This is a genomic window from Vibrio sp. TRT 21S02, from assembly GCF_050113675.1.
Taxonomy (GTDB): Bacteria; Pseudomonadota; Gammaproteobacteria; order Enterobacterales; family Vibrionaceae; genus Vibrio.
Genome location: NZ_JBNJOI010000001.1, coordinates 410,417 through 425,909, shown reverse-complemented (window position 1 = coordinate 425,909; position 15,493 = coordinate 410,417). Strand labels below are relative to the sequence as shown.

Annotated in this window: 13 protein-coding genes; 8 read left to right on the top strand and 5 right to left on the bottom strand. The window is 44.8% G+C overall.

Annotated features, from left to right (window positions below; all coding sequences use genetic code 11):
• The first annotated feature begins 4 nt into the window (after nucleotides 1–4).
• From ACQEXU_RS01960 to ACQEXU_RS01930, 7 genes are all read left to right on the top strand, one after another.
• On the top strand, nucleotides 5–976 hold the full coding sequence (locus ACQEXU_RS01960) for a tripartite tricarboxylate transporter substrate binding protein (protein WP_427009456.1): 972 nt from the start codon (nucleotides 5–7) through the stop codon (nucleotides 974–976).
• A 312-nt stretch (nucleotides 977–1,288) separates the two neighbouring features.
• Complete coding sequence (locus ACQEXU_RS01955; RefSeq protein WP_427009455.1) at nucleotides 1,289–1,792, top strand: tripartite tricarboxylate transporter TctB family protein; 504 nt, start codon at nucleotides 1,289–1,291, stop codon at nucleotides 1,790–1,792.
• A 16-nt stretch (nucleotides 1,793–1,808) separates the two neighbouring features.
• Nucleotides 1,809–3,341, top strand: coding sequence for a tripartite tricarboxylate transporter permease (locus ACQEXU_RS01950; RefSeq protein ID WP_427009454.1), 1,533 nt, complete (start codon nucleotides 1,809–1,811; stop codon nucleotides 3,339–3,341).
• 157 nt (nucleotides 3,342–3,498) lie between these two features.
• Complete coding sequence (locus ACQEXU_RS01945) at nucleotides 3,499–4,908, top strand: TolC family protein (RefSeq protein ID WP_427009453.1); 1,410 nt, start codon at nucleotides 3,499–3,501, stop codon at nucleotides 4,906–4,908.
• Between the two features lie 9 nt (nucleotides 4,909–4,917).
• On the top strand, nucleotides 4,918–5,892 hold the full coding sequence (locus tag ACQEXU_RS01940) for an HlyD family secretion protein (RefSeq protein ID WP_367986531.1): 975 nt from the start codon (nucleotides 4,918–4,920) through the stop codon (nucleotides 5,890–5,892).
• 1 nt (nucleotide 5,893) lies between these two features.
• Nucleotides 5,894–7,057, top strand: coding sequence for an ABC transporter permease (locus ACQEXU_RS01935; protein WP_427009452.1), 1,164 nt, complete (start codon nucleotides 5,894–5,896; stop codon nucleotides 7,055–7,057).
• Complete coding sequence (locus tag ACQEXU_RS01930; RefSeq protein ID WP_427009451.1) at nucleotides 7,044–8,189, top strand: ABC transporter permease; 1,146 nt, start codon at nucleotides 7,044–7,046, stop codon at nucleotides 8,187–8,189. Before ACQEXU_RS01935 ends, ACQEXU_RS01930 begins: the two co-directional genes overlap by 14 nt.
• Nucleotides 8,190–8,202: 13 nt before the next feature.
• On the opposite strand, the gene ACQEXU_RS01925 is transcribed toward ACQEXU_RS01930, so the two are convergent.
• From ACQEXU_RS01925 to ACQEXU_RS01910, 4 genes are all read right to left on the bottom strand, one after another.
• The gene (locus ACQEXU_RS01925) at nucleotides 8,203–9,570 is read right to left on the bottom strand and encodes a hypothetical protein (protein ID WP_427009450.1); all 1,368 of its coding nucleotides are present in this window, start codon (nucleotides 9,568–9,570) and stop codon (nucleotides 8,203–8,205) included.
• A gap of 102 nt (nucleotides 9,571–9,672) precedes the next feature.
• Nucleotides 9,673–10,896, bottom strand: coding sequence for a hypothetical protein (locus ACQEXU_RS01920; protein WP_427009449.1), 1,224 nt, complete (start codon nucleotides 10,894–10,896; stop codon nucleotides 9,673–9,675).
• 105 nt (nucleotides 10,897–11,001) lie between these two features.
• The gene (locus ACQEXU_RS01915) at nucleotides 11,002–11,445 is read right to left on the bottom strand and encodes a MarR family winged helix-turn-helix transcriptional regulator (RefSeq protein ID WP_427009448.1); all 444 of its coding nucleotides are present in this window, start codon (nucleotides 11,443–11,445) and stop codon (nucleotides 11,002–11,004) included.
• A 1-nt stretch (nucleotide 11,446) separates the two neighbouring features.
• Nucleotides 11,447–11,929, bottom strand: a complete 483-nt coding sequence (locus ACQEXU_RS01910) for a glutathione peroxidase (protein ID WP_427009447.1) — start codon at nucleotides 11,927–11,929, stop codon at nucleotides 11,447–11,449.
• 262 nt (nucleotides 11,930–12,191) lie between these two features.
• Here ACQEXU_RS01910 and ACQEXU_RS01905 point away from each other — a divergent pair, with 262 nt between their 5' ends.
• Complete coding sequence (locus ACQEXU_RS01905; protein WP_427009493.1) at nucleotides 12,192–13,592, top strand: alpha-amylase family protein; 1,401 nt, start codon at nucleotides 12,192–12,194, stop codon at nucleotides 13,590–13,592.
• Between the two features lie 49 nt (nucleotides 13,593–13,641).
• Here ACQEXU_RS01905 and ACQEXU_RS01900 read toward each other — a convergent pair whose 3' ends face one another.
• On the bottom strand, nucleotides 13,642–15,096 hold the full coding sequence (locus tag ACQEXU_RS01900) for a DEAD/DEAH box helicase (protein ID WP_427009446.1): 1,455 nt from the start codon (nucleotides 15,094–15,096) through the stop codon (nucleotides 13,642–13,644).
• Between the last annotated feature and the right edge of the window lie 397 nt (nucleotides 15,097–15,493).

Below are 15,493 nucleotides of genomic sequence, written 5' to 3'. Positions count from 1 at the left end.
AAACATGTTTAAGGTACTCAAACCAACACTGGCCGCTTCGATCATCGCTGCTTCATTTTCTTTCAACGCTTTTGCAGCTGATCTCGACAAAATCCACTTTCTAATTCCTGGTGGCGCTGGCGGTGGCTGGGACATGACCGCTCGTGGTACGGGTGATGTATTGGTCAAAGAAGACATCGTTGAAAATGTCTCATTCCAAAACCTCTCCGGCGGCGGCGGCGGTAAAGCCATCGCACACCTTATTGAAACAGCACAACGACAAGAAGACACACTGATGGTGAACTCAACTCCTATCGTCGTTCGTTCACTCACAGGTGTATTCCCTCAGTCTTTCCGTGATTTGACCCCTGTAGCCGCGACCATTGCAGATTATGGCGCAATCGTGACCATCCCTGATTCAAAATACAGCACGTGGAAAGACGTCGTGAAGGATTTTGAAAGCAACCCTCGCAAAGTGAAAATTGCAGGTGGCTCAGCGCGTGGCAGCATGGATCACCTTGTGGTTGCAGCCGCCTTTAAAGGCGAAGGTTTTGATGCCAAGAAAGTACGCTACATAGCATACGATGCAGGCGGTAAAGCAATGGCAGCATTGCTCTCTGGTGAAACGCAACTTCTGTCTACCGGACTTGGTGAAGTATTGGAGATGTCAAAATCCGGCCAAGTTAAAATTCTTGCCGTCACTGCACCAGAGCGTCTAGCCGCCGCTCCAGATATCCCAACACTTGCTGAGTATGGCAATGAGACTGTATTCGCTAACTGGCGTGGATTCTTCGCCGCTCCTGGGGCAAGCCAAGAAAAAATTGATGAGTGGAATACGGCTCTGAAGAAAATGTACAAGACAGACCAATGGCAAGTGGTACGTGACCGCAATGGCTGGATTGACAACTACAAAGCAGACAAAGATTTCTACGCATTTCTGGAAGATCAAGAGAAGCAGATGGGCGACCTAATGCGTGAACTTGGTTTCTTGAAATAACCCACCAGTGAGGGCTGACTTGCACCAGTCCTCACATTGACCGGTCACTCCGGTTAGTGGTTAACCCTGTTTTTGCCGTACTTAAGATTACATTCAAAACTCCTTTGTTTATTGCGAAATAAACAGGTAAGTAAATTGACTAGCAGCAATCCGCTTACCCTTTGGTTAATGGCCACCCTGAAAATATTTTCATTAACTTCTTAAGTACGGTTTTTCTTTACCCAACCATCTGCACCGCGAATAAGGTCATGCGTTTGTCGCTAATACCAACAACTCAAGCAGCATGGTTCAGAACTTCATATGGAGTTGGATATGTCGGATCTGCCAACGAAATTGATGAGTAAAGAGTACCTACTGTGCCGCGATCGTGTCGGTGCAATGATATTCTTGCTTCTATGCCTATGTTACGGCTACCAAACGTCACAAATACCTCTTTTCCCCGGAGATGAGTACGAACCCTTTACGGCCAGAACGCTTCCTACCCTGCTTACTTATGTAGGCATTGGGCTCTCACTACTTTTATTGGTCACTGGTCAACCAGACAAGCAAAGCGGCGCAGTGGTCAGCTTTAACTGGAAACTGCTTGGTGGGTTTCTTGCTCTGATGGCGCTCTATGGTGTTGGGCTGACTTACCTTGGGTTTGTATTAGCGACAGGTTTCTTTCTTCTTGCTGGTTTCTACTTACTCGGAGAGCGCCGTAAAAGCATTCTTTTTGGGGCGTCATTTCCATTCGTGATCGCCTTCTACCTTCTTCTGACTCAGGGGCTGGATATTTATCTGGAACCGGGGCTGATCTTTACCCTTTGGGCATCGTAATTTAAGGACTTGGATTATGTTAGATGGAATCTTACAGGGTCTATCGACCGCAGTGATGCCAATGAACCTGATGATGGTGATCGTCGGTTGTTTCGTCGGCACCTTTATTGGCATGTTGCCGGGGCTTGGACCCATTTCCGCCATAGCGCTAATGATCCCTATCACCTATGGCCTAGAGCCTTCTTCTGGTCTTATTTTGATGGCAGGCGTTTATTATGGCGCAGTATTTGGTGGTTCAACTTCTTCGATTTTAATCAATGCGCCGGGCTGCTCATCCACCGTAGTAACCGCATTTGATGGCTATCCAATGGCGCAAAAAGGTCAGGCAGGTAAAGCATTAGCACTGGCAGCGTATTCATCGTTTACTGGGGGCACTTTGTCCGCCATTATGCTGCTCGTGGCAGCGCCAGCGCTGGCAACTGTATCGCTGAGCTTTCAATCATCTGATTACTTTGCACTGATGCTACTTGGCTTGTCTGCCGTTGCTGCTTTTGCTGGTAAAGGCCAAGTCATCAAAGCATGGATGATGACGGTATTGGGCTTAATGCTGTCTACAGTAGGAATTGATAAAGGCGTCGGTGTGGAACGTTTCACCTTCGGCCTAACCGATTTGATGGATGGTTTTAGTTTCCTACTATTGGCCATGGCGACTTTTGCACTCGGTGAGACCTTAATGGGGATCTTGAAACCCGAAAAAGACACCCGTAACGAAGAACAAAACCGAATGAGCAATATCGGTTCCATGAAGGTCACCAAGGAAGAAATAAAAGATGTTGCGCCAGTCTCTATCCGCTCTTCAATCTTAGGTTTCTTTACTGGCGTCCTTCCGGGTGCAGGCGCAACCATTGCGGCTTTCCTTAGCTACGGTATGGAACGTAACCTTGCTCCGAAAGAGAAAAAAGAAGAGTTTGGTAAAGGCAGTATTCGTGGCCTTGTGGCACCGGAGTCGGCTAACAATGCAGCATCAAGTGGTTCGTTTGTCCCTCTGCTTACGTTAGGTATTCCGGGTTCGGGCACCACCGCTATTATGCTTGGTGCATTGATCGCATACGGCATTCAGCCTGGGCCACGCTTGTTCGTTGAACACCCAGATGTTTTCTGGTCAGTGATTATTTCCATGTACTTTGGCAACATTGTGCTGGTTATTTTAAACCTGCCGCTGATCCCATATATCTCCAAGTTACTGGCAGTCCCTAGAACTGTGCTGCTTCCGATGATCCTGTTCTTCTCCATCACCGGAGTATATCTGGTCTCCTTCAATACCATGGATGTATTTATCATGTTGTTGATTGCGATGGGCGCCATTGCCTTGAGGCTAGCCAACTTCCCACTGGCTCCATTGCTACTTGGCTTTATTTTAGGTGGCTTGATGGAAGAGAACTTACGCCGAGCACTAATGATCAGTGATGGCGAGCTCAGCTTCCTATGGGAACGCCCAATTACACTGATCTTTACTGTTCTTGCTGTCTTAGTTCTATGTAGTCCAGTATTGGTAAAAATTGTCCAGAAACTGCGCCCGGCGCCTGCAAAAATGGAACAACCTCGATAATTACTACCGCATGATTAGGTCTTCAACCTAAATTTAGGAGCTCATATGAGCTCCTTTTTTTGTATACAAACCGCGTCGCCTATAAGGTTGTTCGATAATTGCACCCAAAACAATTAGAGCATATACTCTAAAGTCATTTTTTACATCGAGCCCGGCTATGACGTTACGACCATTATCTGTATTACTTAGCTGCCTGAGTTTATACGCACCACTTTCTCTAAGTGCCACCATCAGCTTTGATCAAGCTTGGCAGCTACTACAAAAAGACAACAACTCACTAGCTGCTCAACGTGCTAATGTTGAGCGCTATCAGCATATTGAATCGTCTACGTCTAACCTTAACCTACCCTCGGTTTCCATTGGTGCCAACTACACTCGCTTAGATTCAGATATCACACTATCTGGTAAAGACTTGTTTGAGAGCACAGGTCAAAGCCTGCATGTGCCGCCAAATCTAGCGCCGATACTTGGCCCCGTGTTAGCTCAAGCTGGTTCGGTCACCTCCACCATCACAGAGCGTGATATTTTCACTTCATCAATTCGTGCCATATGGCCAATTTTTACTGGTGGGCGCATCAGCGCAGCGCAATCCGCAGCAGAAGGCAAAGTGGATGAAGCCAAGAGCCAGCTTGCGATGGATACTCAGGCACGTTTCGAAGATTTGAGTAAATACTATTTCAGCGTATTGCTCGCGAAAGACGTACTGGAAACACGAACACTCGTTGAATCAGGTTTAACCAAACATCGCGACAATGCCATTAAATTAGAGCAACAAGGACAAATTGCCCGTGTTGAGCGCCTTCAGGCCGAAGCGGCACTGGATAAAGCGGTCGTCGAACGTAAAAAAGCCCAGAAAAACCTCGATATCGCTCAAGCAGCGCTAACACAAGTACTCAATCAACAAGCTGTTGTTGAGCCGCGTGATTCATTGTTTATTAATGACACTCTCCCACCACTGGATGCCTTCGTCGACCAAACGCTCACTACCTATCCTGGGTTGGATTTGTTGGACGCCAAAGAAAAACAGGCCTCTAGCCTTATCAAAGCGGAACAAGGTAAATATTACCCTGAAGTCTATTTATATGGTGATTACAGCCTTTATGAAGAAGACTCTTTGGCTTCCAAAATGAAGCCTGACTGGCTCGTCGGCATTGGCGTCAATGTCCCTTTGATTGAATCGTCAGGTCGCAGTGACCAAATTAAAGCTGCTCATAGTGCCGTCTCTCAAGTGAAATATCTTAAGGCACAGGCGAAACAAGACCTCAGCGTTTTAGTACAAAAAACCTATCTTGAAGCCCAACAGGCACAAGAAGAAGTGCAAGGTTTAGACTCAAGCCTCGCACTGGCCAACGAGAACTTAAAATTGCGCGACAAAGCCTTTTCACAAGGGCTATCCACTTCAACAGACGTTATCGATGCGCAGCTTTACCTAGCAAGCATTCAAACGCAGCAATCCGCAGCGAAGTTTAACTACCTGCTCTCACTAACCAAGTTGCTCGCCCTATCCAATGAAATGAACACATTCACTCAATACCAGCAAACCGCCATCAGTGCGGCAACTAAATAAGGATCCATGATGAAAAATGCTAAACCCGTTGTGCTTGTCGCTGGTGCCATCGCTTTGAGCTCATGGATTGGATACAGCTTCTATCAAGCTTCTCAACCCGAGCCGCTACGCTTACAAGGCCAAATCGAATCTCAGCAATACAGTATTTCATCTAAAGTTCCGGGGCGAATTGATCAAGTTTTAGTGCGTAAAGGTGATGAAGTTGAAAAAGGCCAGCTCATTTTCACACTTCACAGCCCTGAGATTGATGCCAAGCTTGAACAAGCCATTGCTGGTCAAAAAGCAGCAGGAGCACTCGCAGAAGAAGCAGAAAAAGGCGCTCGTGAGCAACAAATTCAAGCGGCCAAAGACCAATGGCAAAAAGCTAAAGCAGCGGCTGAGCTGATGGAAAAAACCTACCTGCGCGTGAACAACCTCTATCAAGATGGTGTTGTCGCTGAGCAAAAACGTGATGAGGCTAAAACCCAATGGGACGCAGCTAAATACACTGAAAGCGCCGCTTTCCAAATGTATCAAATGGCGAAAGAAGGCGCTCGCAGTGAAACCAAAGTTGCTGCCGCAGAAAAAGCGCGCATGGCCGCTGGTGCGGTGGCAGAAGTTGAAGCCTATGCCGCAGATACCAAAATTGAAAGTTGGTTTAACGGTGAAGTGTCTCAAGTATTGCTTCAAAGTGGCGAGCTGGCACCACAAGGCTTCCCAGTCGTCACGGTTGTCGACACCAAAGATTCATGGGCAGTATTGAATGTGCGTGAAGATCAGCTTAAACAATTTCAGAAAGGCCACAAATTCACTGCTTACTTACCGGCGCTCGATCAAAGCGTTGAGTTTGAAGTGTCACATATTGCCGTAATGGGAGATTTTGCGACTTGGCGTTCCACCGACGCCTCTCAAGGGTTTGACTTGCGTACCTTCGAAGTCGAAGCACGTCCAACGACGCCACGTAACGATCTACGCATGGGCATGAGCTTAGTGGTTGCGTTGTAATATGACACGCGCACCCTACTCCCAATGGCAGATATTAAGACACGATAGATGGTTATTGTCGTGTCTCACTTGGTTACCACTTGCACTTGCACTATCCATTTGGGCCGTATTTTCCCAAGGTATTGCCCGTGATTTACCGGTAGCAGTTGTCGACCTCTCACACAGTCCCATGTCTGTGAGTCTGACACGACATTTCGATGCAAGCCCCACGATTGCAGTAACTCATCAATATCAAAGTGCTAATGAAGCGAAACAAGCTTTAGTGAAAGGCGACATTTATGCTTATGCCGTCATTCCGACAGATTTTGATAAAACCGTGATCAAAGGGCTTTCTCCGCAGATCTCTGTTTTCTATAACAGCCAGATGATCTTAGTCGGTAAGCTGAGCAACTCTGCATTTGTTGGTGCACAAACGACTTTTAATGCCAAACTGTCCACCATTCATCATTTAGCAAAAGGAAGTGGCACCATTCAATCGGCGATGGGCCAAGCACTTCCCATTCGTAGTCAAATCACGCCTCTTTTCAACAAAAACTCAAACTATGCACAGTTTTTGGTTTCTGCCATCGTGCCTGCGTTATGGCAAATCGTGATAGTCGTGAGCACTATTCTTATTCTCGCAGCTAATCAAAGAGTTAAAGGGTTGTTACCTTGGCTTTCTGAACAACCTATCAGAACACTACTCAACACCTTGTTGCCTTACATGCCCGTGTTTATGTTGCAAGGGTTTGGCTTTCTCTGTTGGTTTTATATTGGTTTTGAATGGCCATGGCACGGGAACATGTTGATGCTTGTGTTTGCACAATTCATCACCATGCTCGCGTGTATCGTAATGGGAAGTTTCTTCTTCTTTTTAACACTTGATCCTGCTCGCGCGATGAGCTTTGCAGGTGCATTCACCGCGCCAAGCTTTGCCTTTATGGGCATCACCTTCCCTGTCAGCGATATGAATGCGTTAGCGCAGTTTTGGCGCAGCCTACTGCCTATTAGTCATTATATTGAAGTACAAGTGAGCCAAGTAAGCTATGGTGCGACTACGTTCAACACTTTCACACACCTACTTCCTATGGTTGGTTACCTTGTCCCAGCATGTTTGGTTGTTTTATTGATGAAAAAACACCTCACGGTAGCATCGCAATCGGAGGATTCTCATGTCTCTGTTTGAACTGCTTAAAGCAGAACTCAAAGCCCTATTCACTAATCCCGTTGTGGTACTCACCGTATTCGGTGGCGTGGCCTTTTATTCTTTTCTCTACCCGCTGCCATACAGCCAGCAAACACCGACAGAGCAACACGTTAGCGTGGTCAACCTCGATAGTAGCCAACAAAGCTACCAACTTGAGCGCATGGTCGACGCTACCCAACAAGTAAAAGTGGTTCGTCGGGATCATTCCCTCGCACAAGCGAAAGCGGCATTTTTAAGCGGCGAAATCAGTGGGATTTTGGTGATTCCGGAGCACTTTTACAAAGATTTGCTGCTAGGGAAAAGTCCGACACTTTCTTACGCCGGTGATGCTTCTTATTTTTTAGTGTACGGGACAATTGTTGAAGGACTTGCGCACGCAGGAGGCACTCTGGCGGCAAAAGCGACGGTTTCTCGTTTGATGATCAATGGCGAGCCGTTATCTTTGGCGTCAGAACAATACACACCAGTGAAACTCAATATGAAGCCGACCTTTAACCCAGAAATGGGGTATGTCGATTACGTTGTTCCCGCGGTCTTTGTATTAATTTTGCAGCAAACATTAGCCATGGCGGCTGGTCTTATCGTAGGGACTCAAAAGCACGGCAAAGGGTATTGGAATCAAGTTTCTCCCGCCGCACTTTTTGGCGTACGTGTTTTCGTCTTGGTGGGTATTTATTATCTATTGAGTATGTATTATTTCGGCTCAAGCTTTTCATTTCATGGCATTCGCACTCTAGGTAAACCCAGCGAGTTACTAACACTCCTTCTACCATTCTTACTGACATCTAGCTTTATTGGTATTTGGCTCGGCGCCATCACACCAAGAAGAGAGCTTGTCACGTTAGTTGTATTGATCAGCTCAATGCCTTTGGTCTTCAGTGCAGGCTTTATATGGCCAGTAGAAGCTATCCCGACACCTATCGTGTTTTTGTCCAAACTGTTTCCAAGTACACCAGCAATCCAAAGTTTCTTAGGATTAAACCAAATGGGTGCAAGTTGGCAGCAAATCGCCGAAAATTGGTACTTACTTTGGGTTCAAGTCTTGTTTTGGGGTGTGCTTGCCTACATGGCCATGAAAAAAAATAAGGGCTACGCAGTAGCCCTTATTTAACAGAATACAGTTGTTAATTTTGATACTTCTTCATTTGCTTGGTGAACTTTATTATTCGGCGTTTAAAATAATTCCTTGTAGCCTCTAACGATTCTTCATAAATAAGTTGACCGACCTCAGTAACTATATCTTTAATGTTATCTAATAGCGCTTCTAATTGTTCCCCTTCAGAGATACAATCATCATAAATTGCACGTTCAATATCACTATTGGAAACGTTTCCATCACCATCAATATAATTATGCAGAGCATAATCTGAAGGCTGAGAAGCTATGTAACTTACAATTTCAAATAAGTTTGCGTCTCTAAAAGATTTCAGGCTAGTTAAATCATTTCTTTCTAAAACTTCTTTAATGCTGATAGCAAAATCAGCAATATCATCATGCTTGGGTAATAAAAAGAACTCAATTTTCTCTAATGAAATAGCGCTAAGGTCGAGGTCTAGAGCAAAGTCACTATTAATCTGGTGGAATGCTTCTACCTTTTCTTCTAGTTCTTCAAAATCAGGGCTATTGCAAATTGGACATTCTCCACAAAACGCCCACTCATAAAATTCCGTTAGTGCTTTATGAACATCAGAATAGCTTGAACCTTGCTCTAGCAATTGGTACGGTTCAATAGCTTCATATAAATTGACCAATCTCGCAACGGTTTCTGCAACCGAGTCAACTTCGAAAAGTTGTTCTTTTGGTTCATAGAACACATCAATATCATTTAGATTCTGGACAGAGTCAGTAAGCTCACTTGCAAACTCATCGATAAAGCTTGCGGCATAATTATTCTTTATCTTATCAATTGAGACCGGTGTTGTTTTACCTGATAATTGAACTTGATGTACTTGAACCACATCGTCAATCAAATTATTGACTATGGTATTCGTTATACGCTTATCGTTATCAGAAAATCGAATCAACAATTCATTATTATTATAAACCGTTGGCTCTTCTCCTTTTTCATTATTTTTATTAAGAGATCTATTAAAATTGCAATCAAACGAATCAGAAGTCGCTGATATATTTTGGCTGCCAACAAATAAAACCCCATCACAATAAATAAGCTTTATGTGGCATCGTGCGTGAAAGAAAATATCTGTATTAGAATACTTTTCTTGATTATCTGAAAGATAATCATAGAAGTGATTCAAACGCTCTTCTGCATTTTTGGATTCCAATCCATGAATACCGAAAATAATAGTTGCTCTGGTGTTATCTTGAATGAAATTTTTCTGTATATAATCCAGACCGGAAATTAAATAGTTTACGGAAGTATAAGTAACAACAGTTAACTCCTTTTTGTCTTGGATATCTTTAATTTCTTTAAATGTATCTTCTTTGTAATGTCGAAGGTAAACATCAGCAGAAGTGGTTGTGAGTTGTTTCATAGCGAGTTGACGTCATTAAGTTTTATTAAAGACGCCATTCTATACACTCAAACAATAACTAGTAAATAAGTTTACATCAATAAACTATTGAATCAGATGATATTAAAGATAATACCGCAGATATCGCCCTTCGATATCACTCCATGTTTTAGTGCCAATTTGTTGCTCAATTAGGCTGATTGTAGCTTTATCAAATCCCCCATCGGCATCAAACCTCATTGATGCTAATAAGATGTCGAGGCTTTTACCTGACTGATGTAACGCCGTATCGAGCTCAAACCAAAATGCGGCACCTTTGCGATAAAACAATGGGTAATACTGATATTGCTTGTTTTCCGTCACTTTGTGGTGAGCCGCTAATAGGCCTGTTTTTACAAATGGGTATTTGGTTGCAAAATCATGCCACTGACCAAGCGGGCTTTTCATCTCAAACGGCGAGCCATTCAGAGACTTAATCGCATAATACTCCGCTAGGCTTTCATTGGCCCAAAGTGGCGTCTTCTGAGTTTGCAGCATATGGACAGATTCATGGGCTGCAATTTTCAACATCATCTGCAATGAATCATTCGTGACTTTTCCATCGTCGATCATCGCATTGACCAAAATCAGTGTATTCCCTGTCGCGCCACCAATATTTCCAGCATAACGCTCACGCATTAAAAAACCCATTCGCCATTGCTTTTGCTCGTGATTAGGGAACACTTGGTTAATATAGCGAAGCTGACGCTCAAGCGTCGGTTTCCATCGTTTCATGTTCTCCGTGACTAATGGAGTATCGCTGTAAATATCAACCTGCTTATCGCCCAGCTTGATTTGTGTTTTATCAAGCCCCCATAACATGAATAATGGTGGTTGATCCGCGCTAGGCAAGGATTCACACTGCCCACCCGGTACACAAACCTGACTATCTACTTCAGTATCCTCACCGCGTTTAAATCTTGGTAAGCTATTCCATTCGCTGAGAAAGTACCAACCTTGCTTTTCATCGAATGCGGAGCGATTTTTAGATGCATCAAAACCTGCATCGGTAACCGAAAAAAGATAGCTCTTCCACTCGACTCGTTGGCACGTCACTGGTTTTTCATACGGCAAAGCGCCACGTCCATGTTCACCACTCACACATACTAACTGTGGTTGAATATGACTTTTTAATGTGCGAGATGGCGTAACGGAAAACTCACCCAACGAGCTTGTATCAACAGACATAATCAGTTGTTGTGGGTCACTTTCATCGACCTTAACTTGGTAGCTCAATGTGGGTGAGCCTACCGCCAATGTTGGAAGTAAAGAAAGCAGAGGCGGTAAGGTTTTTAGCAAAAGCTTCATGAACAAAACGGTTAGTGGATGTCAGAAGTTCTGACTCATGAAGTGAAGAAAAGTTCGCTTAGACTGATGCGTTCAGATAATTCTTACATTAAGTTATGCTTAAGTTTACTCAGCCAAGTGTTGAATGAGCTCGTGCAGCAACCGTTTAAGCTGGCGAGCCTTTTCTGCATCGTAGTCCACCTGAGCGATTAATTGAGTGGGCAAACACGACAATGTCTTTTGTAACGCACGCCCAGAGTCTGTAAGAAAAATGAGCATTTTACGCTCGTCATCCTCATCTCGCTGGCGCATCACGAGCTCGGCTTGCTCCATACGTTTTAAGATTGGTGTAAGCGTGTTGCTATTGAGCAGCGCTTGTTTACCAATCTCCCCCACAGTGATCCCATCTTGCTGCCAGAGAATAAGCAAAATAATGTATTGAGGATAAGTCAGCCGATGTTGCTCAAGCAGTGGTTGGTACAGCCGTGTAACCAAGCGCGACGCGGCATATAACGGAAAACACAATTGGTTTTCCAGCTTCTGATGCTCCTCAGGAACGTGCTTTTCCATATTAAACTGCCAATGCTTGCTGAATGTGTTTTTCCAACGCTTCAGGCTTCGTGGTTGGTGCAAATCGCTTAATCGGCAACCCATCTTTGCCGATTAAGAATTTAGTAAAGTTCCACTTTATCCGACTTCCTAAAACTCCCGGTAATTGCTGCTTCAAATAGACAAAAACCGGATGGCTATCTTCACCATTGACCTCCAATTTTTCACTCATGATGAAATCAACGCCATAGTTAATCAGGCAGCCGCCTTGGATCTCACTGGCGTCACCCGGCTCTTGCTGGCCAAACTGGTTGCAAGGACAACCGATAATAACCAGACCTTGCTTAGCATACCGCTCATGTAGCGTTTGCAACCCTTCATATTGAGGAGTTAATCCGCATTGACTAGCTGTGTTAACAATAAGCACCACCTTGCCTTCTAAATCTTCAAAGTTCAGCGACTTACCTTGTAGCGTGTTAATTGATAGCTGATGAAATTGGCCCATTGTCTGACTCCTTATTCTGTACGCACAAAATATATCGTGCACGATATAACTCCACAATGATAGTTCAATTTTTGAAATAAATTCAGTGTATAGAAAACAACCTTTAACACGCTCAGCATGTGCACAAAACGCTCAAGATCGACAAATTTATAAAATTCACCCCTACAAATCGTGATGATTATTCAGGTGAAAACAAAAGCCAGTTTGCGCCGATGATTGGTTAATTATTATGCAAGCAAATTAATAACAAGAGACGTGTATGATGAAACAACTAAATAAACTGTTAATTGCAACTGCTGTCACCTGTGCATTTTCGGCAACCGCAAATGCGGATGCTATCCTGCATGCATTTAATTGGAAGTACTCCGACGTCACCTCTAATGCCAGCGCCATCGCTCAAGCTGGCTACAAGAAAGTGCTTATCTCTCCGGCAATGAAGTCAAGTGGCAATGAATGGTGGGCACGTTATCAGCCTCAGGATTTACGTGTGATCGACTCACCGCTGGGCAACAAACAAGATTTGCAAGCCATGATCGCTGCACTGCAAAACGTTGGCGTCGATGTGTATGCTGACGTAGTACTAAACCACATGGCAAACGAGAGCTGGAAGCGCAGCGATCTCAACTACCCCGGCACTGAAGTCCTAAACGACTATAGCAGCCGCGCAAGCTACTATCAGAACCAGACATTATTTGGTGATCTCAACAATAATTTGTTCTCAGCGAACGATTTTCATCCTGCTGGATGCATTACTAATTGGAGCGATCCAGGCAACGTACAGTACTGGCGTTTATGTGGTGGAAGTGGTGACGCTGGCCTCCCTGATCTCGATCCAAACCAATGGGTTGTTTCTCAGCAACGCTTGTATCTCAATACGTTGAAAAATATGGGCATCAAAGGCTTTAGAATTGATGCGGTAAAACACATGAGCCAATACCAGATAGACCAGATTTTCACATCAGACATCACCTCAGGAATGCATGTGTTTGGAGAAGTGATCACCAGTGGCGGTAAAGGTGACAGTGGCTACGAAGCGTTTCTTGCGCCTTACCTGAATGCAACCAATCATGCTGCCTATGACTTCCCACTTTTTGCGACGATTCGTTCTGCTTTCTCACTCAACGGCGGCTTAAACCAACTGCATGATCCACAGGCTTATGGTCAAGCATTGCCAGATGCTCGCGCCATCACCTTCACGATTACTCACGACATCCCAACCAATGACGGATTCCGTTACCAAATTATGGACCCTCAGGATGAGCAACTGGCGTACGCCTTCGTTCTGGGTAAAGACGGTGGCACACCACTTGTCTACAGTGATGAGCTGTCAGATGCGGAAGACCGAGACAATGGCCGCTGGGCGAATGTGTGGAATGACAGCAAGATGAAAGGCATGCTCAGCTTCCACAATGCAATGCAAGGTAAAACCATGACCATGTTGCACAGCGATAAATGCACCCTATTGTTTAAGCGAGGAAAAGAAGGCGTTGTTGGTATCAACAAATGTGGCGAGCCACGTAGCATCACGGTTGATACGTACCAGCACGAGTTTAACTGGTATGTTGAATACAAAGACGTACTCAGCAACGCAACTGAAACAGTAAACTCACGCTACCACGCTTTCACCCTACCCGCTCGCACTGCAAGGATGTATAAACTGTAACGGCTTTAACAACGAAAAAGGCGCGAAATTCGCGCCTTTTGTTTTTCACTTAAGCCGTTTGAGGTTGCGGCTTATGTTTATTCTGCTGTGGCTTTGCGCCCGTTCTTTTTGCTTTATGAGGTTTTGAGCCTGCTTTGTTTTCGTTGGAACCACGTTGTTGGCCATTAGAAGCTGGCTTTCTACGTTTTTTACTCTTGTCCGCATCTTTTAATGCTTCATCACTAAACTGGAAACGACGCTTGGGTTTTCGCGTAGGCTGCTTTGGCTCTTGTTTGGCTTGGCCACCATCCGCTGCCGTCTTCGGTTTCTTTGGTTTTTTCGGCTTCTTAGGTTTAATCGGACGTGTATCCAGTTTCGATTCTGGCACTGGATTGGCTGGCACAAAGCCATCCAACTCATTGCGTGGCAATACTTGCTTGATCAAACGCTCAATTGAGAATAGCTCTGGTGCTTCCAGTGCGCAAACAAGTGAAATCGCTTTACCTACTTCACCAGCACGACCAGTACGACCGATACGGTGAACGTAATCTTCAGCGACTTTCGGTAACTCAAAGTTCACCACTTGCGGCAATTGCGGGATATCGATACCACGCGCAGCAATATCGGTCGCAACCAAAACACGAATATCACCAGATTTAAATTCTGCCAATGCACGAGTTCGTGCACCTTGGCTTTTGTTTCCATGAATGGCCGCCGCCGCGAGCCCTTTTTCATTCAAGAATGAAGCTAAGCGGTTTGCACCATGCTTAGTCTTGGTAAACACCAACACTTGCTGCCAGTTGCCATCTTTAATCAACTTCACCAGCATTGGCGCTTTTTTCTTCACATCCGCTGGGTAGATAAACTGCTCTACAGTGCGGGCTGTTGAGTTTGCTGGGTTAACTGAAATTTCAACTGGATCATTGACCAACCCTTTGGCTAGCTCGCGAATTTCTGGCGAAAAAGTTGCGGAGAACAATAGGTTCTGACGTTTTTCAGGCAGCAATGCTAAGATCTTACGGATATCACGGATGAACCCCATATCCAACATTCGGTCTGCTTCATCAAGCACCAACACTTCCAGTTGATCAAACTTGACCGCATTTTGGTTGTATAAATCCAGCAATCGTCCCGGCGTGGCAACCAACACATCCACTCCTGCACGCAAGCGTTGCATTTGAGGGTTAATCTTTACACCACCAAATACTACGGCGCTCTTTAGAGACAAATGACGACTATAAATAAAGACGTTCTCTTGAACTTGAGCGGCCAATTCGCGTGTTGGCGTTAAGATCAGCGCTCGAACCTGATTATTACGAACACGAGGGCCATTCGCCAGCCGTTCCAAAATTGGTAGTGTGAATCCTGCTGTTTTACCGGTTCCGGTCTGCGCGGCCGCCATTGCATCTTTACCTTCCAGTATCACCGGAATAGCTTGCTGCTGGATGGGAGAAGGCGTGTCGTATCCTTTTTCCTGAATAGCTTTAAGGATTGGCGCCGAAAGACCTAACGAGGTAAAACCCATATATGATTCTCAATTGTTGATGAAGTAATGTATTCGCCTAAATGCAGAGACGAGAAAAGTGCGACATTCTGAGTGTTTCGCCGCCTTTTAGCAACTTACTTTTTAAAAGATGACTGAGAACACAACCGTTTGTTCGGAAATGAGGTTTTTAGAGTGTGATTTTCAGGAATGTGGGGCGACAAGCAAGCAGCTTTGAGACATAAATCCACTAAAAACCTGCCGCAATCATCACGAGATGGACTTGCTCAATTTGGGGGAAGATTCGATAAGCAAACGGCAAGAGTTGATCCTAGTGTTTTCTAACGTACTATGTGTATAACACTAAACCATAGCACCCACCCAGAGCTAAACTTTTGATCTGATTAAAGTTGAATATAAACAAGCCAAAGGTATTATA

Excerpts from the sequence above, each read along its gene's own strand:
- ACQEXU_RS01960 (WP_427009456.1), top strand. The coding sequence starts at position 5 with ATGTTTAAGGTACTCAAACCAACACTGGCCGCTTCGATCATCGCTGCT.
- ACQEXU_RS01955 (WP_427009455.1), top strand. The coding sequence starts at position 1,289 with ATGTCGGATCTGCCAACGAAATTGATGAGTAAAGAGTACCTACTGTGC.
- ACQEXU_RS01950 (WP_427009454.1), top strand. The coding sequence starts at position 1,809 with ATGTTAGATGGAATCTTACAGGGTCTATCGACCGCAGTGATGCCAATG.
- ACQEXU_RS01945 (WP_427009453.1), top strand. The coding sequence starts at position 3,499 with ATGACGTTACGACCATTATCTGTATTACTTAGCTGCCTGAGTTTATAC.
- ACQEXU_RS01940 (WP_367986531.1), top strand. The coding sequence starts at position 4,918 with ATGAAAAATGCTAAACCCGTTGTGCTTGTCGCTGGTGCCATCGCTTTG.
- ACQEXU_RS01935 (WP_427009452.1), top strand. The coding sequence starts at position 5,894 with ATGACACGCGCACCCTACTCCCAATGGCAGATATTAAGACACGATAGA.
- ACQEXU_RS01930 (WP_427009451.1), top strand. The coding sequence starts at position 7,044 with ATGTCTCTGTTTGAACTGCTTAAAGCAGAACTCAAAGCCCTATTCACT.
- ACQEXU_RS01925 (WP_427009450.1), bottom strand. The coding sequence starts at position 9,570 with ATGAAACAACTCACAACCACTTCTGCTGATGTTTACCTTCGACATTAC.
- ACQEXU_RS01920 (WP_427009449.1), bottom strand. The coding sequence starts at position 10,896 with ATGAAGCTTTTGCTAAAAACCTTACCGCCTCTGCTTTCTTTACTTCCA.
- ACQEXU_RS01915 (WP_427009448.1), bottom strand. The coding sequence starts at position 11,445 with ATGGAAAAGCACGTTCCTGAGGAGCATCAGAAGCTGGAAAACCAATTG.
- ACQEXU_RS01910 (WP_427009447.1), bottom strand. The coding sequence starts at position 11,929 with ATGGGCCAATTTCATCAGCTATCAATTAACACGCTACAAGGTAAGTCG.
- ACQEXU_RS01905 (WP_427009493.1), top strand. The coding sequence starts at position 12,192 with ATGAAACAACTAAATAAACTGTTAATTGCAACTGCTGTCACCTGTGCA.
- ACQEXU_RS01900 (WP_427009446.1), bottom strand. The coding sequence starts at position 15,096 with ATGGGTTTTACCTCGTTAGGTCTTTCGGCGCCAATCCTTAAAGCTATT.